Source organism: Pseudomonas gorinensis, from assembly GCF_042015035.1.
Lineage (GTDB): Bacteria > Pseudomonadota > Gammaproteobacteria > Pseudomonadales > Pseudomonadaceae > Aquipseudomonas > Aquipseudomonas gorinensis.
Genome location: NZ_CP167125.1, coordinates 1,085,996 through 1,108,739, shown reverse-complemented (window position 1 = coordinate 1,108,739; position 22,744 = coordinate 1,085,996). Strand labels below are relative to the sequence as shown.

Here is a 22,744-nt window from a genome sequence, read left to right as displayed (position 1 = left end):
GACAGCTCAGAACAGGACAGGACCTGAGTGAAGTTTCCTGCTTTGCTGGAGGCAATTACCCAGAGGTCAATAGCTCCAACCTTTGTGCTGTCAATTTCGCACAGCGGGACACGAGCATTTCCCGCAGCAGGTTGATGGGCTTGCTCAACTGCGCGCGGTGCGCGCACAGCAGATTGAGCGGCGTACGTTCGCCGCGCAGCTCCGGCAGGATCACGCGCAAGCGCCCAGCCAGTACATCGGTGCTCACATCCAGCCAGGACTTGTAGGCAATGCCTACACCCGCCACCGCCCAACGTCGCACCACATCAGCGTCATCACTGAAGCGGTCACCGCTGACCGTCAGGCTGACTTCGCGTTTGCCGTCGTGGAAACTCCAATGGTCATGGACGCGACTGCCGAGCATGTACAACAGGCAATTGTGCTGGGCCAGTTGCTCCAGGTGACGCGGCGCCCCCATCCGCGCGAGGTAGCTGGGCGCCGCACACAGCACACGCAGATTGTCCGGTGCGACAGGCAACGCGATCAGGCTGGAGTCCTCCGGCTCGCCGTAGCGCAGGGCGATGTCCACCGGTTGACGGAACAGGTCGGCGATCCGATCGCCCAGCAACAGGCGCACCGTCAACTGCGGGTACTCACGCTGGAACTCGTCGAGCCACGGCAACAGCTGGTTGCGACCAAAATCCGACGGGGCTGACAGCTGCAACACTCCGCTGACATGGTCCTGGCCGCTGGCGAGCAAGCGGCGCCCTTCATCCAACGACCCCAGCGCCGCACGTGCATATTCCAGGAAGCCTTCCCCTTCGGCGGTCAGGCGCAGGCTGCGGGTGGAGCGCGCCAGCAACCGCGCGCCCAGTTGTTGTTCAATTCGCTTCAAGGCGGCACTGGCCACCGCGGGCGACAGGTCCATGACCCGCGCCGCCGCCGACAAACTGCCCAAGTCCGCCGCCCGAACAAACAACTGCAAATCATCGAAACGCAGCATTCAACCCATCCATTATCAAAATATTATTGAAACAGACTGCTGTTTTAGCCGCTTTTATCTTCGCCTGAAATAGCCAATGATCGGTGCATCTCATTCATCCCGTGTCAGGAGTCGAATATGTCCGCTGCCTTTAACGTCATCGCCACGCTGATCGCCAAACCCGGCCAACAAGACACCCTGGAACCCCTGCTGCGTGGCCTGTTGGCACCGACCCGCCTGGAAGCCGGGTGCGAGCAGTACGACCTGCATCAGGACCTGCAACACCCCGAGACCTTCTACATGCTCGAACGCTGGAGCAACGATGCAGCGCTCGCCGCCCACGACCAAAGCGCCCATATCCAGAGCTTCCGCGCCAAGGCCGCTGATGTGCTCGAGCACTTCGAACTCAAGCGCCTGAAATTTCTCGCCTGATCACTCTGCTTTTTTGTAGGAGCGAGCGTGCTCGCGAAAATCGTAAACGATGACGCAGCGCTTCTGGTTCAGCACGGCGCCTATGCGTTTTCCCCGAGCAGGCTCACTCCTACAGTCAATCCCCAACTTCTGGAGCCCCCCATGAAAGCCATTGCCTACTACGCCTCACTGCCAATCAGCGACCCCAAGTCCCTGCAAGACATCGAGCTGCCGGCGCCCATCGCCGGCCCGCGCGAGCTGCTGGTGGAGGTCAAAGCCATCTCGGTCAACCCGGTGGACACCAAGGTGCGCCAGAACGTCGCCCCGGAAAACGGCGCCGCCAAAGTGCTCGGTTGGGACGTGGCCGGCGTGGTCAAGGCGGTCGGCAGCGACGTGACGCTGTTCAAGGCCGGCGACAAGGTGTTCTACGCCGGCTCCCTGGTTCGCCCGGGCGGCAACAGCGAGCTGCACACCGTGGACGAGCGCATCGTCGGCCATATGCCCAAGAGCCTGGGTTATGCCGAGGCCGCTGCGCTGCCGCTGACCGCCATCACCGCCTGGGAACTGTTGTTCGAACGCCTGCAAGTGCGTGAAGGTAAAGAAGACGAAGGCCAGAGCCTGCTGATCGTCGGCGCGGCCGGCGGCGTAGGTTCGATCCTGACTCAGTTGGCCAGCCAGCTCACCGCATTGAAAGTCATCGGCACCGCGTCACGCCCGCAAACCCAAGCGTGGACCAAGGCCCTCGGCGCCGACCTGGTGATCGACCATAGCCAACCCCTGAGCGAAGCGCTGAAAGCAGCCGGCCACCCGCAAGTCACCCACGTCGCCAGCCTGACCCAGACCGACCATCACCTGGATCAACTGGTGGAAGCCTTGCAGCCCCAGGGCAAGCTGGCACTGATCGACGACCCCAAGGCGCTGGACGTGAGCAAGCTCAAGCGCAAGAGCCTGTCGCTGCACTGGGAATTCATGTACACCCGCTCGATGTTCGAGACGCCGGACATGATCGAGCAGCACAACCTGCTCAACCGCGTGGCCGCGCTGATCGATGACGGCACCCTGAAAACCACGGTGGGCGAGCACTTCGGTGTGATCAACGCCGAGAACCTGCGCCGCGCCCATGCGCTGCTGGAAAGCGGCAAGGCCAAGGGCAAGATCGTGCTGGAAGGGTTCTAAGACCGGTCTGTCGGTGTCGCCCGTTCTTCCTGCGAGGAACGGACGACACCGCTAGTCAGAGAGTTGACTTTTGTCATATTTGTGAACGTGTTCGGGTTTATATTGGCCGCCTTTGCCACGATTCTTTTACGTGAGGAAGTCAGCAATGAAGATCCTGATAAAAGCGTTAGCAAAATCCCCGGGCAATAAATGGCAGGTCCGTCTCGACGGCGACGCTTTCACCTTCCGCAGTGAAGCCGAGGCCCGCGCCTTTGCCGACACCCTGCAAGCCCGCATCCAGGCCCCCCATCGCTTTCCGCTCGGCCAGCAACGCTCCGCCGCTGGCTGATCCGTACCTCAGTCCTGCGCCTGCACGGCCCTGGCCCGTTGCAGGCGCTGGGTCGACATCGCAATCGTCACGGCCAATACACCGCACAAGCTGATGACCATGGCCATCGGCATTGCCGTGCCGTCATGCAGCACGCCCACCAACGACGCGGCACCCGCTGCCACACCGAACTGAATGCAGCCGAGCAACGCCGAGGCGCTCCCCGCCCGAGCGCCCTGCCCGCTCATCGCACACGCCGAGGTGTTGGGCAAAATACAGCCCAGGCTAGCGATGCAGATAAACAGCGGCACCAGCAATGGCCACAAGGCCTGCGTACGCAACGCGGCAATACCGAGCAAGGTCAACGCGGCCAGGACGTAGACCCACACCGTGCGCGACAACAAAAACGCCGGGCCGCGCTTGGCCAGCAAGCGCGCGTTAACCTGGGCAACCAGGATGAAGCCCGCGGCGTTGGAGCCGAACAGCCAGCCGTAATGCTCGGCAGGCACGCCATAGAGTTTGATGAATACGAACGGCGATCCGGCGATATAGGCAAACATGCCGGCAATCGAAATCCCCCCGGTCAACGCGTAGCCCAGGTAAACCGGGTCTGACAGCAGCGCGCCATAACGGCGCAGCGACCCGGACAAAGGCTGGCGCGGCTGATGGGCCGGGAAGGTTTCCGGCAGGCCGAACGCCACAGCGATGGCCGCCATCACGCTGAACACCGACAGGGCCAGGAAAATCGACTGCCAACCCCACACCCCCACCATCACCCCACCCGCCAACGGCGCGAGAATCGGCGCCAGGCCGGTCACCAGCATCAATTGCGAATACACCTTGGCCGAGCCCACGGCATCACATTTATCGCTGACCACCGCTCGCGAAATCACCATGCCCGCACATCCGCCGAGGGCCTGCACGAAACGTGCGCCGATCAGCCATTCGAGGGAAGGTGCATAGGCACAGGCAAAGGATGCCAGGGTGAACAGGGTCACGCCGCTGAGCAGCGGCACACGTCGGCCAAAGCGGTCCGCCAGCGGACCATAGATCAATTGACCGATCGCCAGCCCCCCGAAATACACCGCCAGGGTCAGCTGGATATGTTTTTCATCGGTGGCGAAAGCCGTGGCCATCGCCGGAAAACCGGGCAGGTAGAAGTCGATCGCCAGCGGCGCAAAGGCGCTCAAGGCACCCAAAATCAGGATTATTCGCAGGTTCATCGGGCACCCAAGTGAGTCGGCAGCCCGACAGTCTAGCCGCGCTTGAGTGCCTTGAACATTACGTTAGCTCGCTAACTATCAGAAAATCAGGCGAGCGTGGCCGTGTAACCCTCTTCGCCGATCAGGCTGATGATCTGCTCGGCAGGCAGGCGGCTTTCAACCTCAACCTTCTTGGCCGCCAGATCGACCTTCACACTGGCCACCGGGTCTTGACCCTGCACCGCCTGGGTCACCGCCCGAACGCAATGGCCGCAGGTCATTCCTTGAACGTTGAATATTTGCATGACATGACTCCTTGAATGAGGTTGGACCCAGTCTCAACCTTGCCACGATAGCAAGGTCAAGTTTTGAAAATATCAGCCGGGCTGGTATTCGGGCGCGGCCTCGGCCAAGCTTCACTTATCTTTGATGTGAACCACGGAGCATTCGCCATGCGCTGGTCGTTTTTTGCCCTTGCCGGCCTGATGAGCCTGTCTGCCGCTGCGCCCATGGCCAGTGCCGCCGAAGACTATGCAGTGCTGATCATTTCCCGCGAACGCCTGGAAGTACCGACCAACTGCGAGATCGGCCTGTACATCCAGGACCAGTTGGCCGGGCGCTTGTTTCAGGAACAGTCCACCTCATTCAACCTGCCCGCCGGCAATGTGTCGTTGCGCCTGAAGTTGCTGCCGGGCCAATCGCCCGGTTGCCTGCCTGGCCTGCTGGCGCCACCCGCGCAGAACATCACGCTGAAGGCCGGTGACGTGCGCAAGCTGCGCATCGCCCAAGGCCCCGAAGGCATGTACCTCAAGCCCGCGGCATTGGAGTATTAAAGGCGCTTGACCTTCCCCACAGGTCAAGGTTGATCCTAGGGGCAACGTCTTAGGAGGACTGCCCCATGAATGGATCCACCACGTTTGACCTGCCCATCGGTGGCATGACCTGCGCCAGCTGCGCCGGGCGTGTCGAGCGCGCGTTGGGCAAGGTGCCGGGAGTGCAACGTGTCAGCGTCAACCTGGCCAACGAGCGCGCCCATATCGAAGTACTCGGCCAGATGGACCCCGCCGTGTTGATCGCCGCCGTCGACAAGGCCGGCTACACCGCCTCCCTGCCGCAAACCGAAACCAAGACCGACGCCGATCAGGCCCAGCGCCTGCACCGCGAACGCTGGTCGCTGACGCTGGCTATTGTGCTGGCGTTGCCCCTGGTGGTGCCGATGCTGGTGCAACCCTTCGGCCTGCACTGGATGCTCCCGGCCTGGGTGCAGTTCGCCCTGGCCACGCCGGTGCAGTTCATCTTTGGTGCACGTTTTTATATCGCCGCGTGGAAAGCCGTGCGTGCCGGCGCCGGCAATATGGACCTGTTGGTGGCCATCGGCACCAGCGCCGGTTACGGCCTGAGCCTGTATGAGTGGCTCACTGCCCCGGCCGGCAGCATGCCCCATCTGTATTTCGAAGCCTCGGCGGTGGTGATCGCCCTGGTGCTGCTCGGCAAATACCTGGAAAGCCGCGCCAAACGCCAGACCGCCAGCGCCATCCGTGCGCTCGAAGCCCTGCGCCCGGAGCGGGCGATCCGGGTGCGTGAGGGCCAGGAAGAAGACGTCGCCATCAGCGCGCTGACCCTCAATGACCTGGTGCTGGTCAAACCCGGCGAACGCTTCCCGGTGGACGGTGAAGTGGTGGAGGGCCAGAGCCACGCCGATGAAGCCCTGATCAGCGGCGAAAGCCTGCCGGTGCCAAAACAACCGGGGGACAAGGTCACCGGCGGCGCCATCAACGGCGAAGGACGCTTGCTGGTACGTACCCTGGCCCTCGGCGCAGAGAGCGTACTGGCGCGGATCATCCGCCTGGTGGAGGACGCCCAGGCCGCCAAGGCTCCGATCCAGAAACTGGTGGATAAAGTCAGCCAGGTCTTCGTCCCGACCGTGCTGGTACTGGCGTTGATCACGCTGCTGGGCTGGTGGCTGTATGGCGCCTCACTGGAGACAGCGATCATCAATGCGGTCGCGGTGCTGGTGATCGCCTGCCCGTGCGCCCTGGGCCTGGCCACACCGACCGCGATCATGGCGGGCACCGGCGTCGCCGCGCGCCACGGCATCCTGATCAAGGACGCCGAAGCCTTGGAGCGTGCCCATGCCGTGAGCGCCGTGGTATTCGACAAGACCGGCACCCTCACCTCCGGTACGCCAAAAATCGCGCACCTGGCGGCGGTCGACGGCAACCAATCCCTGTTGCTGCAACAGGCCGGCGCCCTGCAACGCGGCAGCGAACACCCCCTGGCCAAGGCCGTGCTGGATGCGTGCAACGAGCAAGGCTTGAAGGTCGAGGATGTCAGCGCCAGCCAATCCCTGACCGGGCGCGGCATTGCCGGCACCCTCGACGGCCGGTTACTGGCCCTGGGCAACCGGCGCCTGCTGGAGGAAAGCGGTTTGGAGGCAGGCGACCTGGCCGCCTCCGCCAAGCATTGGGAAGCCGAAGGCCGTACCTTGTCCTGGTTGATCGAACAAGGCGCGCAACCGCGTGTACTGGGGCTCTTCGCCTTCGGTGACACCCTCAAGCCCGGCGCGCTGGAGGCGGTGACACAACTCAAGGCGCGACACATCAGCAGCCATTTGCTCACCGGCGACAATCGCGGCAGTGCCCAGGTGGTCGCCCAAGCGCTGGGTATCGACGATGTGCATGCCGAAGTGCTCCCCGCCGATAAAGCCGCCACCGTGGCCGAACTGAAGAAAACCGGCGTGGTGGCGATGGTCGGCGATGGCATCAACGACGCCCCGGCGCTGGCCGCCGCCGATATCGGTATCGCCATGGGGGGCGGCACCGACGTGGCCATGCACGCAGCCGGCATCACCCTGATGCGCGGCGATCCACGCCTGGTACCGGCCGCGCTGGAGATCAGCCGCAAGACCTACGCGAAAATCCGCCAGAACCTGTTCTGGGCCTTTGTGTATAACTTGATCGGCATTCCCCTGGCGGCGTTCGGTCTGCTCAACCCGGTATTGGCCGGCGCGGCGATGGCGCTGTCCAGCGTCAGCGTGGTAAGCAATGCCCTGCTGTTGAAAACCTGGAAACCCAAGGATCTGGAGGACCCGCACCCATGAGCATGAACATCGGCCAAGCAGCGCGCTCAAGTGGCTTGAGCGCGAAGATGATTCGCTACTACGAATCCATCGGCCTGCTGAAAGCCGCCCATCGCACCGACAGCGGCTACCGCGTGTACAGCCCCGACGAGTTGCACACCCTGGCGTTTATCAAGCGTTCGCGGGACCTGGGGTTTTCCCTGGAGGAAGTCGGCAAGTTGCTGGCCCTGTGGCAAGACAGGCACCGGGCCAGCGCCGACGTGAAAGCCTTGGCGCGCCAGCATATCGAGGAGTTGAACCAGAAGATTCGCGAGCTGGGGCAACTGCGCGATACGTTGCAGGACCTGGTGGAGCACTGCCAGGGGGATCACCGGCCGGATTGTCCGATTCTCAAGGAGTTGGCGTCGGGCAGTTGCTGCGCCTGAAGGAGTAAAAGGTGTACACAAAACCAATGTGGGAGGGGGCTTGCCCCCGATAGCAGTGGACCAGTCAATACAAGTATCGACTGACACGGCGCCATCGGGGGCAAGCCCCCTCCCACATTTTTAGATCTCCAATTGCTTGAAGATCACTTCCTCACTTTTAGATCGACAACAGCGTGGGGATCACTGCATCCAAGGCGGCGGCGGAGGCTCTTCCGACGCTTTGCCTGGCGGTGCATCATCCGCCGCCCGAATCGCCTGGCGTCGCTCTTCATCCAGCCGCGCTGCTTCGATTTCGCGGATCACGCCGCCGACATCCGCCAGCTCTTCCGGTTCGTCGAACTCGCCGGTCAAGATGCTGGCCGGGTGCAAAGTGCCGGCTTCATACAACGCCCACATTTCCTTGGCGTACTTGGTCTTCTTCAACTCCGGCGCAAAACGCCCGAAGTAGGACGCCATGTTGCCCACATCCCGCTCCAGCATGTTGAACGCGTGGTTGTTGCCCGCCGCATCCACCGCTTGGGGCAGGTCGATGATCACCGGCCCCGTAGGTGTGAGCAGTACGTTGAACTCGGACAGGTCACCGTGCACCAGGCCGGTACACAGCATCAGCACGATCTGGGAAATCAGGAAGGCGTGGTATTCGCGCGCCTGGTCCGGCTCCAGCACCACATCATTCAGACGCGGCGCCGCATCGCCGTACTCGTCGGCCACCAGTTCCATCAACAGCACGCCTTCGAGGAAGTCGTAGGGCTTGGGCACGCGAACGCCGGCACCGGCCAGGCGGAACAACGCCGCGACTTCAGCGTTCTGCCAGGCGTCCTCGGTTTCTTTCTTACCGAACTTGGAACCCTTGGCCATGGCCCGGGCCTGCCGGCTGTTGCGGACCTTGCGGCCTTCCTGGTATTCGGACGCCTGACGAAAACTTCGTTTATTCGCCTCCTTGTAAACCTTGGCGCAACGCAATTCGTTGCCGCAGCGCACCACATAAACAGCTGCTTCTTTACCACTCATGAGTGGGCGCAGCACTTCGTCGACCAGACCGTCTTCGATCAGGGGTTCAATGCGTTTAGGAGTCTTCATCAGCTTTTATTGTGGGTCCTTTATTACCAAACACGCGTATGGCACTCGTTATACGGCAATCCACTCGCCTCGGGGAGGGGCTACCGACCTTTGACCGTTTAAGAATGCATCCAATATGCCAATTTCCGGCGCAATCAACGTTCGATGATTGCCGTCACACCTTGCCCACCGGCGGCGCAGATCGAAATCAGCCCGCGTCCCTTGCCCGCGGCATCCAGCAGCTTGGCCAGGTTGGCGACGATACGCCCACCGGTGGCAGCAAACGGGTGCCCGGCTGCCAGCGAACTGCCCTTGACGTTGAGCCGGCTGCGGTCGATAGACCCCAGCGGCGCATCCAGCCCGAGGCGTGTCTTGCAGTAGTCCGCATCCTCCCACGCCTTGAGCGTGCACAACACCTGGGCCGCGAACGCTTCGTGAATCTCGTAGTAATCGAAGTCCTGCAGCGTCAGGCCGTTCCTCGCCAGCAAACGCGGCACGGCGTACACCGGCGCCATCAACAGGCCCTCGGCACCGTTGACGAAATCCACCGCCGCCGCTTCGCCATCGCGCAGGTACGCCAGGATCGGCAAACCGCGCTCCCGCGCCCAGGCTTCGCTGCCGAGCAGCACCAGGGAGGCGCCGTCGGTCAGCGGCGTGGAATTGCCGGCAGTGAGCGTACCTTTCTCGCTGCGTTCGAAGGCAGGCTTGAGCGCAGCGAGTTTTTCCAGGGTCAAGTCGGGGCGCAGATTGTTGTCACGGGTCAGGCCGAGAAACGGTGTCAGCAAATCGTTGTGCCAGCCCTCGGCATAGGCCGCAGCCATTTTCTGGTGGCTTTCCAGGGCCAGCTGGTCCTGTTCTGCACGGGGAATCTGCCAGGTTTGCGCCATCAACTCGCAGTGTTGGCCCATGGACAAACCGGTGCGTGGTTCGCCATTGCGCGGCAGTTCCGGCTTGAGGTGATGGGGACGAAGTTGTAACAGGACTTTTAGTCTATCCGCCAAGGTTTTGCTGCGATTGGCTTGCAGCAGAATCTGGCGCAGCCCCTCATTCACACCGATGGGAGCATCGGACGTGGTGTCCACCCCGCCGGCAATCCCGCACTCGATCTGGCCCAAAGCGATCTTGTTGGCCACCAGCAACGCGGCTTCAAGCCCGGTGCCGCAGGCCTGCTGGATGTCGTAGGCCGGGGTTTGCGGCGACAGGCGCGAACCGAGCACGCATTCGCGGGTCAGGTTGAAGTCACGGGAATGCTTGAGCACCGCCCCGGCGGCCACCTCGCCCAAGCGCAGGCCGTGCAGGTTGTAGCGTTCGATCAGGCCCTCCAGGGCCGCGGTCAGCATCGCCTGGTTGCTCGCCGTGGCATAAGGGCCATTGGAGCGGGCGAAAGGAATGCGATTACCGCCAATGATCGCTACACGGCGCAATTGAGTCATGGAAAGCTCCCTGTCGGTTGTGGGGTAAGTCTCTCAGACTAGCCTAGGCTCAATCGAACGACTGCCGCCCCGGGGTGGTCAACCCTTTGAACCCCAGCCTTCGGAGAGCGTTCCATGTCTGACCGTTATATCGACTTCGCCAACTCAAGCCTCGGCCATCGCCTGGTCGCCGCCATTGGCTTGCCGTCACCGGTACGTCTGGAGCGCTGGCAAGCCGGGCGCCTGCGCCCGGTCGAAGGCGCACTGTTGCTGGGCGGCGGCGCGCTGGCGGCCAAGGTGCTGGCATTTGCCAACAAACTCACCGATGCCACCTACCACTATGGCCCCGAGCCGCTGGAAGCAACGACCTGGATTCCCGGGCATGGCCCCAAAATCAAAGCCGTGGTGTTCGATGCCAGCGACTTGCAGCACACCGACCAGCTCAAGCAACTGCGCGAGTTCTTCCAGCCATTGCTGAAAAACCTCGATCACAGCGCCCACCTGGTGATCCTCGGCCGCGCCCCGGAAAGCCTCAGCGACCCATTCGCCGCCAGCGCACAGCGTGCCGTGGAAGGCTTCAGCCGCTCTCTGGCCAAGGAACTGCGCAACGGCGGCGTGTTGCAGTTGCTGTACGTCGGCGACGGTGCCGAAGACCAGCTCGAAGGCGCCCTGCGGTTCTTCCTCTCGCCCAAGAGCGCCTATATCTGCGGCCAGGTGATTCGCCTGCAAGCCTGCGCCACACCGGTGGAGGACTGGACGCGCCCGCTGGCCGGGCGCAAGGCACTGGTCACCGGCGCCGCCCGGGGCATTGGCGCTTCCATCGCCGAAACCCTGGCCCGCGATGGCGCCGAAGTGATCCTGCTCGACGTTCCCCAGGCGAAAGCCGACCTCGAAGCCCTGGCCGCGCGCCTGGGTGCGCGCACCCTCGTGCTGGATATCTGCGCCGAAGATGCCGCCGCCCAATTGATCGAACACCTGCCGGCGGGCCTCGACATCCTGGTGCACAACGCCGGTATCACCCGCGACAAAACCCTGGCCAACATGACCCCGGAGTACTGGGACGCCGTGCTGGCGGTCAACCTCAATGCGCCGCAGGTGCTGACCAAGGCCTTGCTCGACAGCGGCACCCTGCACGACAACGCTCGCGTGGTGCTGCTGGCCTCCATCAGCGGTATCGCCGGCAACCGTGGGCAAACCAATTATGCCGCGAGCAAGGCCGGGCTGATCGGGCTGGCCGAAGCGTGGGCGCCGCTGCTGAAGGAACGCGGGATCAGCATCAATGCCGTGGCACCGGGCTTTATCGAAACCCAGATGACCGCGCATATCCCCTTCGCCCTGCGCGAGGCCGGACGGCGCATGAGCTCGCTGGGCCAGGGTGGCTTGCCCCAGGACGTCGCCGAAGCGGTGGCGTGGCTCGGCCAGCCGGGTTCCGGAGCAGTCAGCGGCCAGGCACTGCGGGTGTGCGGGCAAAGTCTTCTGGGAGCATAAGCATGCAATGGCGAACCTTGGGCAACACGCCGTTTCTTCCACCGCTGTACTGGCGCGCGGCACTCAAGCGCAAGATCAGCGGCAGTCGCTTGCCCGAGCAGGGCTTGCGCTGCCGGGTGAACGTCAATCCCCAGCACGTGGCGGCGTATCGCACGGTGTGCGGTTTTGCCGACAGCCCCATCCTGCCGGCGACGTATCCGCACATCCTGGCGTTCGGCCTGCAGATGCAACTGCTGACGGACAAGGCATTTCCGTTCCCACTGCTGGGTTTGATCCACCTGAGCAATCGCATCCGCATCCATCGGCCCCTGGGCGCCATCAGTGACCTGACCCTCAGCGTGCACACCCAGAACCTCAAGCCCCACGCCAAGGGCGCAACCTTTGACCTGGTCACCCGCATCGAAGACGCCCTCGGCCTGCTCTGGGAAGCGGAAAGCCGCATGCTCTGCCGCGGTGTAAAACTCGAAGGCGAAGCGGCAGACGACACCTTGCCAGCGCCCAGCCAAGTCAGTGAGCTGACGCACTGGAAAGCCCCTGCCGATATCGGACGGCGCTATGCGCGGGTTTCCGGCGACTACAACCCGATCCACTTGAGTGCCCTGACCGCCAAACTCTTCGGCTTCCCCCAAGCCATTGCGCACGGGCTGTGGAACAAGGCACGCACCCTCGCCGCCCTCACCGAACACCTGCACGCCGCCAATATCGACATCCAGGTCGAGTTCAAGAAACCGGTGCGCCTGCCCAGTGAAGTGCGTTTGTATGCCAGCGCTGCCGGTTCCAGTGGCGAGTTGTTACTCAAAGGCACGGGCGATATTGAACATATGGTCGGCACGTGGCGACCGATTGCCTGACGACATGTGCCGACGCCGGATCGGTCAGTGCGGGGGGTAGTTGGAGAGGATCTTGGTGACGGTGGTGCGGATGGCGTGGCTGCGATCCTGGGGTTCAGGCGAGTTGGCCATCATCTGTTCGTCACTGCCCCGCCACACAAGCTTGCCGTCCTTGCCATCGAGCAGGTCGATCTGGATCGTCGCCACCTTGTAGGTGATGTTGCGCGTTTCGTTGTACATCGGGCCGCCCCAGTAACCGTTCCATGGACCGCCCCAGGCCCCACCGTAGTTGGTGGTGACCTGTTGCTGACGGTCTTCGACGATCAGGTATGCCTGTACGTTCAGGTCAGCCCTGGTGCCTGGTGCGGCGGGGCGCAAGCCGCGCTGGTCAAGTTGTTCGCCCACCGCCTGGCGGATACGTTGTTCCGTCAGGTCACTTTTGATCCGTGGATCATCGGGGCGGTACTGCAGGGCCGGGTCTTTCCAGGCCCAGTTGCGATAGGCACCGAAGTCTCGACTGGCGTCAAAATCGTGATTGACCTGGTTGGTCTGGCAACCGCCCAGCAGCAGTACAACAGCGAGCGTAGCGATACGACGGAACATGGTGGTTCTCCAAGGCGCGACCTGCACTTTAATGAGAATAGCTGTTAACTGGGCGGATAGGCGCTCATTGCCTTTTGCACGGCCTGGCGCAACGCGTCTCCCCGCTCGCTGAGGCTGCCCTGGCTGCCCGTTTCCGCGCTGGCGCTCCACACCGGCTGGCCGCTGCGGGCGTCGAACAGATTGACCCGGACCACCACGACCTGCACCTCGTAGGTGCGCACGAACGGCACCGAGTTGTACATGCCGTAGCCATTGCCATAACGGTTATAACCACCGTAACCGTAGCCATAGTCATCCTGGACTTGCTTGAGGCGCTTCTCCAGGTGCACGTCGGCGCTGACCAGCAGGTCCGGCGGGCGATTGTCATGCAGGGGCCGCAAGCCGCGCTGGTCCAACGCTCCACTGACCGCCTCGGCCACCTGTGCCGAGTCCGCCCAGGCCGTCCCCGCCGGCAACTGGCCGTTGCGCCACGCCCAGTTGCGGTAGGCGCCGTAGTCGCGCACCGGCGCCGGATAAGCGCTGGCATCGAAGGTGTTCGCCGCCTGGGCCGGCGCCGGTGGCATCGGGGCCGACGCAGCGACATAGGGATTGGGGCTGGAGCAAGCGCCCAACCCGAGTGACAACACGATTAAACAGAGACGACGCATTTCGACCTCCGCAGACTGGGCCGCTTAAACCGGACGGCAAATCCAGTGCAAATAACGCCCAAGTCCGGCAAAGCTTGGGTGACGACGGTGAGCAAGTTCCATTTCCAGCAAGTCCTGCAAATCCGCACGGGCCTGGAATTCCACCGGCATATAGTCGTGGAACACCCGCACACCACTTTGGCTTTCGACCCGCCAAAGCCCTTCGAGTTGCGCCGCTAACGCCCTTGGATCCAGGGGTTGCTGGGGCGTAAGGCTCTGCTTTTCGCCGGCCATGTCGTTCTTGCGCATCTTGCGGAAGTGGCCTTTGAGCAGGTTGCGATAAATCAGCGCATCGCGGTTATAGAACGCCAGCGACAACAGGCCATCGGGCGCGGTCAGCTGGTGCAGCACCGGCAGGATCGCATGGGGTTCGGCCAGCCACTCCAGCACAGCGTGGCAGAGCACCAGGTCATAGGGCTCGGTGAGTTGGCCGAGCAGGTCTTGCCAGGGTGCCTGGATAAAGGTCGCGCTCTGCCCCGCGTCGGCAAAGCGTTGGCGCGCGCCCTCGAGCATGGGTTCGGCGGGCTCGGCCAGGGTCACCTGGTGGCCGCGTTCGGCCAGCCACAGCGACATATGCCCCAGGCCGGCGCCGATATCCAGCACGCGCAGGGGCCGGTCCGGCAAGGCTTCGCTGAGGTCGGCCTGCAATACGGCAAGGCGAATCGCGCCCTTGGCACCGCCGTAGATCTTCTCGGCGAAGCGCGTGGCCAACTGGTCGAAATGACGATCAGTCATGGGCGAACCGCCGTTCGCTGTCGGCCAGTTTGGCGCGTACGACCTGGTCCATGTCCAGGCCCAGTTCGCTGCACAGCAACAACAGGTACAGGACGATATCGCCGACTTCCTGCCCGGCATGGGCAAGCTTGTCGGCTGGCAACTGACGGGATTGGTCTTCGGTGAGCCACTGGAAGATTTCCACCAGTTCGGCCATTTCGACGCTGGCCGCCATGGCCAGGTTTTTCGGGCTGTGGAACGGCTTCCAGGCATTGGTATCGCGGATGCGGTGCAAGCGTTCGGTGAGGTGTTCGATATTCATGAAAGGCTCCTGAAGGGGTATAGCTTCGGGGGGATGGGCCTTGAAGGCAAGTGAATAGCGGGGGGTGTTCTTAAAGACGCCATCGGGGGCACTTGCCCCCAATAAGCGCCTAGTCGACGACACTGAACTCGATCCGGGCTGTCTGGCCGGCTTCATCAAGCACGCTGAGCTGGTAGCGGCCCAACTGCTCGAAACTGGCGTTGATGCTGTCCTGGTTGGCACTGTCGCCCAGCGGCGCGCCATTGAGGAACCACCAGCGTCGGCCGCTGCCGCCCAAGGCGGAGATTTTCAGGCGCAGGGCCTGTTGGCTGGCGGCGGGCAGGCGCAGTTGATCGCCCTCGCGCACACCGACAATCGACAGCGGCGAAGACGCGGCCAGTGCCGGCGGCGGGCAATCCGGGTCGGCTGCCGGGATACGCGCTTCGCGCCGCTCGGCCCTGGGTAGCCAGGGTTCCAACGGCGCGGGCCATAGGGCGATGTCTTTGGCGAACGCCCCTGGGCAATGGGCATCGACCCGCAAACCCTTGGCGTTGACCCACACGGTTTCCTTCAAGCCCACGCTCAGCGGTTGATCCAGCGCCTGCAAGGTTGGCGGCGTGGTGTTGTCCAGGGTCCAGGCGAAGCGCTGGCGCCGGCAATTGGGATCACTGCGGCTCATGGGCTGGCCCAGCGGCCAACAGATGGCCGCCACGCCGACATTGGCCGGCACCGCCTTAACCGGCGCAGTGATCCCGCGCTGACTGTCGCGGTTAGTCAGCACATCGTGCACCTGCAACATCAACGGCGCGGCCGATGCCAAGCCGAACTGGCCAGGCACCGGGGTGCCGTCCGGTCGGCCGATCCACACGCCGATCAAGTAACGCGGGCCCACACCGATCGCCCAGGCATCGCGGAAACCGTAGCTGGTGCCGGTTTTCCAGGCCAGCACCGGCCGTTGCACCAGCTCGGCGCGCGGGTCGCGGTCCGGCCGCGCCTGGCCGCTGAGGATGCGCCGTACAATCCAGGCGGCACCGGGCGATAGCATTGGCCGCTCCCTCAGCACATCGTCCGGCTGCAAGCGGATCGTGGCGCTCCTGCCGTCCCGGGCGAACGCGCTGTAGCCACTGACCAGGTCTTCCAGACGGCTACCCGCGCCCCCCAGGATCAGCGCCAGGTTCGGCTCGGCCAATGCAGGCAACGCCAACGGTATACCGCCGATGCGCATCTGCGCGGCAAAGCGCTTGGGCCCGTAGGCTTCCAGCAGTTGCACCGCCGGCAGGTTCAGCGAACTGGACAGCGCCGTGCTTGCCGGCACCGCACCGGTAAAACCCATCGAGAAGTTGCCCGGCCGGTAATCGCCATAACGCCGGGGTACGTCTTGCAACAGGGATTCGGAATGAATCAACCCTTCATCCAGGGCCATGCCATACAGGAACGGTTTCAAGGTGGAGCCTGGCGATCGCAACGCGCTGATCATGTCCACATGGCCAAAGCGCCTGGCGTCGTTGATATCCACCGAGCCCAGGTAGGCGCGCACGGCCATGGTCTCTTCCTCCACCACCAGGATCGCGGCCGAGGTGTGCTCCGGCAAACGTGCGCGCCAGCCCAGCAGCAGGTCTTCAAGGCGACGTTGCAGGGTGGCGTCCAGGGTGGTGCGGATCAGCGGCGGGCTGTCGGGGCGGTTCAGGCGGCGGGCGAGCAAGGGGGCCAGGCTCGGCTCCAGGCGGGGCGCCAGCAGCAGTGGTTCTTCAAGGGCTTCATCGACCGCCGAGGGCGGCCAAACCTGGAACTCGGCAAGCCGGCGCAGCACTTTGTCCCGCGCGTGCTGGGCGCGTTGGGGATGACGGTCCGGGCGCAGGCGGCTTGGCGCCTGGGGCAGTACGGCGAGCAAAGCGGCTTCGGCATGGGTCAGTTGCGCCGGCGACTTGCCCAGGTACGCCCAACTGGCCGCCGCCACGCCCTGCAAGGTGCCGCCAAACGGCGCGCGGTTCAGGTACAGGTTGAGAATTTCTTCCTTGGACAGGTGCCATTCCAACTGCGCCGTACGCCATAGCTGGCGCAGCTTGCCGTAGAAGGTGCGCGAATGCGGGTCCAGCAAGCGCGCGACCTGCATCGACAAGGTGCTGCCGCCCGATACTACCCGCGCGCCGGTCAGGTTCTGCCAGGTGGCGCGCGCCAGTGCCAGCGGGTTGATACCGGGGTGCTGGTAGAACCAACGGTCTTCATAGGTGAGTAACGCATCGAGGTAATACGGCGATACTTCGCTGGTCTGCACCGGATAACGCCACACCCCATTGGCATCGGCAAACCGCCACAATGGCGTGCCATCCTCAGCCAGCACCACGCGCGCCAGGTCATCCTTGGGCAAGGGCAAAGGCCAGATGCGATCAGCCAGCCACAGTAGCGCAACCAGCAGCAATACAGCGCCCAACGCCCACCGCAGTACCCGTTTAAGGCGGCTTGTTCGCGAGGGCGGCGAGCCATTGGGTATAGCGGTCACAGACCCACCGCCATCGGGAGCAAGCCCCCTCCCACATTCGTCGGCGCATCCCCATGGGAGATTAATCGCAAATTCAACCCCGCAAACCTCTATGCTTCAGGGAACTAGCCGCCCCCAGGCACGACCAAAGGCTCAGTCCTGGCAATTTTGTCCACTCCTTCATCGAGACACACCTATGCAAGCAGACTTTTTCGGATGGCTGGGTCACACCCTGGGCTTGATCATCCATTACATCGTCGAGTTCTTCAGCGGGCTGTTCAATATGCTGTCCAACGCCGGTGGCGATTTTGTCGAAGGCCTGTCCCGGGCATTGGGCATGGACACCTCAATCATCAGCATCATCACCCTGATCGTCGGCCTGCTCTTTTTGTATTCGGCCGTGCGCGCCTTTATGCGGGCCTCGATCATCGTCGGCGTCATCTGGTTGATGCTCGGCCTGTGGCTGCTCAGCTGGGTCGTCCACTAACCCCGAGCGTGCAGCCATTCCCCTGCAAGCGTACATCGGCTTCTGTAGGAGCGAGGGGGACGCCTAGTTCTTGCTCGCGAAAAACGTCAACGATAACGCGTGTGTCCTGAATGAACGCGGCGCCTGTGAGTTTTTCGCGAGCAAGCTCGCTCCTACAAAAAACCTTTACCAAGCGGGGCTATCAGCGCCCCTTGATCACCAGATCCGCCGGTGTCTCACCCACCGCCTGCCAGTTCGGTCGATACATCGACTCCACCTGCGGCGGCGGCACGCGGTAGGTGCCTGGCGTCACCGCCCGCGCCAGATACAGCAAATGCGTGGTGCCAGAGCCGTCCAGGTTGATCGCCGCCACATAGCGGTCATCACGAAACTCCTGATGTTTGAGCGACGCGTTCTGCATCGACTCACGCCATTCCTTCACCTGGCTGCTGGCGTTCTCCAGGCTCGCCGCACTCTGCGCGAGGTTCTGGTTCTCCAGCTCCAGGCCCGCGGGCAGCAAGTCCACGACCAACGCATCCGGCACCCGTTGCTTGGCGCTCACCGCCACATGCACCAGCACCAGATCGCCGCTGTTCACATTACGCAGGTTCAGCGGCTGCCCGTTCATGCCCAGGTATTCACGGCGGATGCTCAGGTTGTCGCCGCCTGCGGCCGGTGGCACCTGTGGATAACCGGAAATCGTCAACTGCTGGTACACCGGCGCCTGGCCCTGATTGCTCAGGCTCAGGTCGCTGGACAACTGTTTGCCATCCAGCTCAAGCGTCGACTGCTGATTGTTCAACTCATGCACGCCACCACTGCCGGTGAGCGATACCTGCCAGTTGGCCTCCGGCTGGGCAAAGCCCAGGCGGCCGGCCAGGAACAGGGAATTACGCTCCTGGGTCGACAGGTACGGGCTGGCGGCCAGTTGATCCGACAGGGTGAACAAGCGCTCCTCACGCTTGCCCTTGGCCAGATCATTTTCTTCCAGCAAGGCCAGGATCATCGCCTGGTCACGCAACGGGCTGCCGTAGTCGGCCAGCCACTCATTGGCATTGCGTTGCGCCGCCAAGCCGGCCAGCAGCGCCTGATCGGCACGCGGCTGGTCGCCCATTTTCTGCAAGGCGATGGCCAATTGCACCAGCGGCAAGCCGGACCGTGCATCGCTGCGCCGCTCGAAGATGCTGCGCAACGCGCCCAATGGCGCCTGTTGGCTGCGCGCCAGGACCATGCCCGCATATGCCTGCACGGCAAAGCGGGTGTGGTCGGCGTTGTCGCTGTAGTCGACTTCGATCAGGTTGCGTTCCTGCACGTAGCGCAGCAGACGCTCACTGGCTTTTTTCAGCGCTTCGGGTGGCACGGCAAAACCCTGGTCGCGGGCGCGCAGCAGGAAGTCGGTGACATAGGCGGTCAGCCAATATTCTTCTTCGCCATCGGCGCCCCACAAACCGAAGCTGCCGTTGTAGCGCTGCATGCCCAGCAGGCGTTCGATACCCAGTTCGATCTTGCGTTTGCGCGCGGCATCCGGCTCGCCCTTGACGCCCAGGCGCTTGAGCAAGGCGTCGTCGGCATACAGCGATGGGTAAAGGCCGCTGGCGGTTTGTTCGAGGCAACCATAAGGGTAAGCCTTGAGCGCACTGATCTGCGCGCCGAGGTTCAACGGTGGTCGGCTCGACAGGCTGAGCAATGCCTGGCGCCCCGATGCATCGAACTGATCCAGCGCGCCCGACGGCAGGCTCCACGGCTGATCCTTGAGGACGGCGCGGTAATGCTTGAGCAGCGCCGGGTACGCCGGACGTACGCCCAAGGTCCATTCACGACTGAACGGCGGCAGGTTTTCGCCCGGCAGGTCCAGGCCATTCACGCTGACCTTGACCTTGCCTTGCCCCAAGCCGCCCCAGGCTTTCACCGGGATCCGCAAGGTGGTGCGCTGGCCTTGCTTGAGCTCGACGGTTTGAGCCGCCGCGTTGACCAATTCCAACTGCCCTTCGGCGGTCAGTTGCACATCAAGCTTCTGCGCCTTGCCCGACAGGTTGGAGAGGTCCAGCGCCAGGGTGGTTTCATCTCCCCCGGCGAGGAAACGCGGGGCCGACAATTCGGCAATCAGCGGTGCGGCGATCACGGTCTTGCCTTCGGCCATGCCGTAGCGGTCGTCGCTCCAGGCCTGGGCCATCAGGCGCAGCTCACCGTTGAAATCGGGGATATTGACGCTGACTTCGCCCTCGCCCTGCTCGTTCAACGTCACTGGCGCGCTCTGGAGGGCGACGATGGTCACACTGGTGTCCGGGCGCTTGCCACCCTTGGCCAACGCCGCGTCACCCCCGAACGCCAGGCTGGCCAGACGGCCCTGGCCGGCTTCGATCAACTGGCCATAGATGTCAAATTGGTCCACACCATAGGCCTTGCGACCGAACAGGCTGGAGTACGGGTCGGGCGTGGGGTATTCGGTGATATTGAGAATGCCCACGTCCACCGCCGCCAGCAGCACATGCACCTGTTTGGGCACGCTGCCGTCGGCATTCCTGGCGGCGATTTTCACCGTCAGCGCCTGCTTGGGGCGCATTTTTTCCGGGGCGGTGAGGGTCAGGCCGAGTTTGCGCTGGGTGCGATCCAGCGGCAGGTGAAGCAGGCCCACCGCGCGTTTGGGGGTGATATTGGCCTTGCGCTCGCCGGGACGAATCACCAGGGCGCTCACATACAGATCATGGCGCGACCATTTCGGGTCAAGCTTCACCGCGAAGCTTTTGCCCTCGGCGGGGACATCGATTTCCTGCCACCACAACGGCCCTTCGCTGGATTCCACCAACAGGTAACCTTTGCCAGCGGCCGGCGGAGTCACGGTGACGTTAGCGGTATCACCGTCGCCATAGGCCGGCTTATCCAGCGCCAGCTTCACTTGGTCAGGGCGCACGGCGCCGCCTTCGGTGTTGTCCTGGGCCTGGTAGCCGGCCCAGAAGCGCAGGCTGCTGACCAGCCCGGTCTGCGGGTCTTCGACCTCGACACGGTACGGGCCCCACTCCACCTGGAAGCTGACCTTGGCGGTGTCGCCGGCCTTGATGTCGAGGGTCTGTTCGTCGAGGTTGAGGAATTTTTCGTTGTAGTGATAGCTCCAGCCGTCGCTGTCCGAGTAGTTCCAGTAATAGTCGCGGCGCTCGCGTACCAGGCGCACCTTGAGGTTTTGCGCGGCGAGTTTCTGCCCCTCCTGGTTGGCCACCAGCACCTCGAATTCCGCCGGGCCATCGCCATTGGTTTCCTTGCCGTCAAACAGCCCGCGCAGGCCCGGCAGTTGCTCGGCCGGCCAGATCGGCTGCACCAGGCGCCGGGTAATCGGCCGCCCGCCCGACTCCTGCAAGCTGGCTTGCACGATCAGCTGCAGCGGCGACTTGGCCTCGGCCCATTTGCTTTCCAGGGTCAGGGCTTCCTGGCCCTTGGCGTCGAGCACGCTTTCGTCCAGCTCGAAATCCTGGCTCAGTTCCTCTTCGGTGACGGAGCCGAACTGGTAGCCGGGCAGCGACTTCACCGCTTCGCGCAGCGGCCGTACATACACTTGCCCGCTGACCCGATTGCCTGACGCAGGGGCGCCATACAGATAGCGGCCGTTGACGTGGATCACCGGGTTATCGGCCGGGCTCAACGCGCTGTCGCTGCCCTTGAGCTCCAGCGCCAGGCGCTCGGGCAGGAAATCTTCGACAAGGAACTCATACAACTGCGGCTTGCCGTCACCCAGGTCGAACACCAATTGCCAGCGCCCGGTCGGCGCTTCGCCGGCCAGTTGCAGTGAGTATTGATACAGGCCGGAGGCGTCGGCATCCCACACGAACTTACGGCTGACCTGCTCATCCGGGCGGCGCACTTCGACGCTCACCGGTTGCGGCTTGACGGCGTTGCCGTCCTTGTCGCGCAACAGCGCATTGAGCAACACGGTTTCGCCAGGGCGATACAGGTCACGCGGGCCAAACACAAAGAATTGCAGCGGGTGTGCGGGTTGGCCGCCAATGTCGAACTCCGCCAGGTCCAACGCCGCGCTGTCGAGGCGCAACAGACTGGTCTGCTCGCCCTGCTTGGCCAGCAGTACCTGGGCCTTTTTCGGCAACGGCAATTCGGCGTGGCCGCCCTTCTCGGTCTTGCCCTGGCCCAGCACACGGCCGTCGGCATCGAGCACCTCGAGGTCCACGCCATCCAGTGCCTTGCCGCCTTCCAGAGCCTGGGTAAACACATCCAGGCGATTGGCGTAGCGGTGCACCGACAAGCCGATATCACTCAAGGTAAACAGCGTGGCCGGTTGCGAGTAGTTGTAGGTGCCCGACGCGCGCATGACCGCCAGGTAAACCCCCGGCTGTTGCAATTGCTTGAGACCGGCGATCGGCAACAACAGGGTTTCGCGGGTATTGCGGGCAGGGTTCAGGTCGAAACGCCCACCGTAGACCAGGTCGGCCATCGGCAGCAGTTCACGCGATTCATAGCTTTGCAGGCTGGTGTTGCGCCCCCACTGCGCCAGGAACGACGGCAGGGATTCGGGCTTGATACGGAAAAATTCGACGTCGATCTTGTCGACGTTCAACGCGATCACCGGCAGGCCCTCGGCCAGGCGCGTCGGCAACAACGTGCCGCGGCTGGCGAAGCCGACAGTGGCTTGCAGGTCGCGTGTTTCCAGGCGAGCACTGTACTCGGCGGGCAGCAGGTTGTTATTCACCGCGCGCACGCCGGGATCAATCGTCAGCACCAACTTGCGCTGCGGCTCCAAGTGGCGCAGGCGCAATTCCATCAGGTTATCCGACAGTTCCCAGGCGCCGTCGACCTTGCCGGACTTGCTGTCTACCAGATGGAGTTTGTCGGCAAACTTCTGCTCCGGATCCAACGGAATGGAAAAGCTCACCGACAAGGTGCTGGCCCCATCCAACTGCACCTCGGACACGTCCACCACGCTCAACTCGCGACCGGCATAGCGCTGCTTCAACGCCGCCACATCCACCGCCGCCTTGGCCGGTTTCGGCGCCACGCTGGTTGCCGCCGCAGGTGCGCTCGGCGCAACCGGTTTATCGGAAGAATCACAGGCGCTCAGCAGGGCCAGCGCGCAAGCCAGGAACAGTCCTTTGTTAAGCATGGGGCACTCGTAGTCAGAGGGAACCGAGGGGTGAACTATAT

20 protein-coding genes are annotated in these 22,744 nt (G+C 63.3%); 9 read left to right on the top strand and 11 right to left on the bottom strand.

Annotated elements, in window-relative coordinates; translation table 11 throughout:
• Positions 1 to 55: 55 nt before the first annotated feature.
• Positions 56 to 982 carry a LysR family transcriptional regulator gene (locus tag AB7933_RS04900; RefSeq protein WP_024073198.1) on the bottom strand — a complete coding sequence of 309 codons (927 nt, stop codon included), beginning with the start codon at positions 980 to 982 and terminating at the stop codon, positions 56 to 58.
• Positions 983 to 1,099: 117 nt separating this feature from the next.
• Here AB7933_RS04900 and AB7933_RS04895 point away from each other — a divergent pair, with 117 nt between their 5' ends.
• The 3 genes from AB7933_RS04895 (at position 1,100) to AB7933_RS04885 (ending at position 2,876) form a co-directional block, all read left to right on the top strand.
• Entirely contained in the window at positions 1,100 to 1,393 is a 294-nt protein-coding gene (locus tag AB7933_RS04895) for a putative quinol monooxygenase (protein ID WP_024073197.1), read from the top strand.
• Positions 1,394 to 1,534: 141 nt separating this feature from the next.
• Positions 1,535 to 2,548, top strand: a complete 1,014-nt coding sequence (locus AB7933_RS04890) for a zinc-binding alcohol dehydrogenase family protein (protein WP_024073196.1) — start codon at positions 1,535 to 1,537, stop codon at positions 2,546 to 2,548.
• 145 nt (positions 2,549 to 2,693) lie between these two features.
• On the top strand, positions 2,694 to 2,876 hold the full coding sequence (locus tag AB7933_RS04885; protein WP_024073195.1) for a hypothetical protein: 183 nt from the start codon (positions 2,694 to 2,696) through the stop codon (positions 2,874 to 2,876).
• Between the two features lie 8 nt (positions 2,877 to 2,884).
• Here AB7933_RS04885 and AB7933_RS04880 read toward each other — a convergent pair whose 3' ends face one another.
• Both AB7933_RS04880 and AB7933_RS04875 read right to left on the bottom strand, forming a co-directional pair.
• On the bottom strand, positions 2,885 to 4,078 hold the full coding sequence (locus AB7933_RS04880) for a multidrug effflux MFS transporter (RefSeq protein WP_024073194.1): 1,194 nt from the start codon (positions 4,076 to 4,078) through the stop codon (positions 2,885 to 2,887).
• 86 nt (positions 4,079 to 4,164) lie between these two features.
• Complete coding sequence (locus AB7933_RS04875; RefSeq protein ID WP_024073193.1) at positions 4,165 to 4,362, bottom strand: heavy-metal-associated domain-containing protein; 198 nt, start codon at positions 4,360 to 4,362, stop codon at positions 4,165 to 4,167.
• A 147-nt stretch (positions 4,363 to 4,509) separates the two neighbouring features.
• On the opposite strand from AB7933_RS04875, the gene AB7933_RS04870 reads away from it, so the two are divergent.
• The 3 genes from AB7933_RS04870 (at position 4,510) to cueR (ending at position 7,561) form a co-directional block, all read left to right on the top strand.
• Complete coding sequence (locus AB7933_RS04870; RefSeq protein ID WP_024073192.1) at positions 4,510 to 4,890, top strand: hypothetical protein; 381 nt, start codon at positions 4,510 to 4,512, stop codon at positions 4,888 to 4,890.
• Between the two features lie 65 nt (positions 4,891 to 4,955).
• On the top strand, positions 4,956 to 7,157 hold the full coding sequence (locus AB7933_RS04865; RefSeq protein WP_024073191.1) for a heavy metal translocating P-type ATPase: 2,202 nt from the start codon (positions 4,956 to 4,958) through the stop codon (positions 7,155 to 7,157).
• A gap of 2 nt (positions 7,158 to 7,159) precedes the next feature.
• Complete coding sequence (gene cueR / locus AB7933_RS04860) at positions 7,160 to 7,561, top strand: Cu(I)-responsive transcriptional regulator (protein WP_041161089.1); 402 nt, start codon at positions 7,160 to 7,162, stop codon at positions 7,559 to 7,561.
• 180 nt (positions 7,562 to 7,741) lie between these two features.
• On the opposite strand, the gene AB7933_RS04855 is transcribed toward cueR, so the two are convergent.
• Positions 7,742 to 8,641, bottom strand: a complete 900-nt coding sequence (locus AB7933_RS04855; protein ID WP_024073189.1) for a PA4780 family RIO1-like protein kinase — start codon at positions 8,639 to 8,641, stop codon at positions 7,742 to 7,744.
• Between the two features lie 134 nt (positions 8,642 to 8,775).
• The gene (locus AB7933_RS04850) at positions 8,776 to 10,053 is read right to left on the bottom strand and encodes an acetyl-CoA C-acetyltransferase (protein WP_024073188.1); all 1,278 of its coding nucleotides are present in this window, start codon (positions 10,051 to 10,053) and stop codon (positions 8,776 to 8,778) included.
• A gap of 114 nt (positions 10,054 to 10,167) precedes the next feature.
• Here AB7933_RS04850 and AB7933_RS04845 point away from each other — a divergent pair, with 114 nt between their 5' ends.
• Together AB7933_RS04845 and AB7933_RS04840 are read left to right on the top strand one after the other, a co-directional pair.
• Complete coding sequence (locus AB7933_RS04845) at positions 10,168 to 11,520, top strand: 3-oxoacyl-ACP reductase (RefSeq protein ID WP_024073187.1); 1,353 nt, start codon at positions 10,168 to 10,170, stop codon at positions 11,518 to 11,520.
• Positions 11,521 to 11,522: 2 nt separating this feature from the next.
• Entirely contained in the window at positions 11,523 to 12,371 is an 849-nt protein-coding gene (locus AB7933_RS04840; RefSeq protein WP_024073186.1) for a MaoC family dehydratase, read from the top strand.
• Between the two features lie 24 nt (positions 12,372 to 12,395).
• Here AB7933_RS04840 and AB7933_RS04835 read toward each other — a convergent pair whose 3' ends face one another.
• From AB7933_RS04835 to pbpC, 5 genes are all read right to left on the bottom strand, one after another.
• Positions 12,396 to 12,953 (bottom strand): DUF4136 domain-containing protein, encoded by a 558-nt coding sequence (locus AB7933_RS04835; RefSeq protein ID WP_024073185.1) that lies wholly within the window; start codon positions 12,951 to 12,953, stop codon positions 12,396 to 12,398.
• Between the two features lie 44 nt (positions 12,954 to 12,997).
• Positions 12,998 to 13,600 carry a DUF4136 domain-containing protein gene (locus AB7933_RS04830; protein WP_024073184.1) on the bottom strand — a complete coding sequence of 201 codons (603 nt, stop codon included), beginning with the start codon at positions 13,598 to 13,600 and terminating at the stop codon, positions 12,998 to 13,000.
• A gap of 24 nt (positions 13,601 to 13,624) precedes the next feature.
• Positions 13,625 to 14,374 (bottom strand): methyltransferase, encoded by a 750-nt coding sequence (locus AB7933_RS04825; protein ID WP_024073183.1) that lies wholly within the window; start codon positions 14,372 to 14,374, stop codon positions 13,625 to 13,627.
• Positions 14,367 to 14,675 (bottom strand): MazG-like family protein, encoded by a 309-nt coding sequence (locus AB7933_RS04820; protein WP_024073182.1) that lies wholly within the window; start codon positions 14,673 to 14,675, stop codon positions 14,367 to 14,369. Before AB7933_RS04820 ends, AB7933_RS04825 begins: the two co-directional genes overlap by 8 nt.
• Before the next feature lie 109 nt (positions 14,676 to 14,784).
• Complete coding sequence (pbpC, locus tag AB7933_RS04815) at positions 14,785 to 17,145, bottom strand: peptidoglycan glycosyltransferase PbpC (protein WP_256335343.1); 2,361 nt, start codon at positions 17,143 to 17,145, stop codon at positions 14,785 to 14,787.
• A gap of 184 nt (positions 17,146 to 17,329) precedes the next feature.
• On the opposite strand from pbpC, the gene AB7933_RS04810 reads away from it, so the two are divergent.
• The gene (locus AB7933_RS04810) at positions 17,330 to 17,620 is read left to right on the top strand and encodes a hypothetical protein (protein ID WP_024073180.1); all 291 of its coding nucleotides are present in this window, start codon (positions 17,330 to 17,332) and stop codon (positions 17,618 to 17,620) included.
• Between the two features lie 181 nt (positions 17,621 to 17,801).
• On the opposite strand, the gene AB7933_RS04805 is transcribed toward AB7933_RS04810, so the two are convergent.
• A complete protein-coding gene (locus AB7933_RS04805; protein ID WP_024073179.1) occupies positions 17,802 to 22,703 on the bottom strand; it encodes an alpha-2-macroglobulin family protein in 4,902 nt (1,633 codons plus the stop codon).
• Between the last annotated feature and the right edge of the window lie 41 nt (positions 22,704 to 22,744).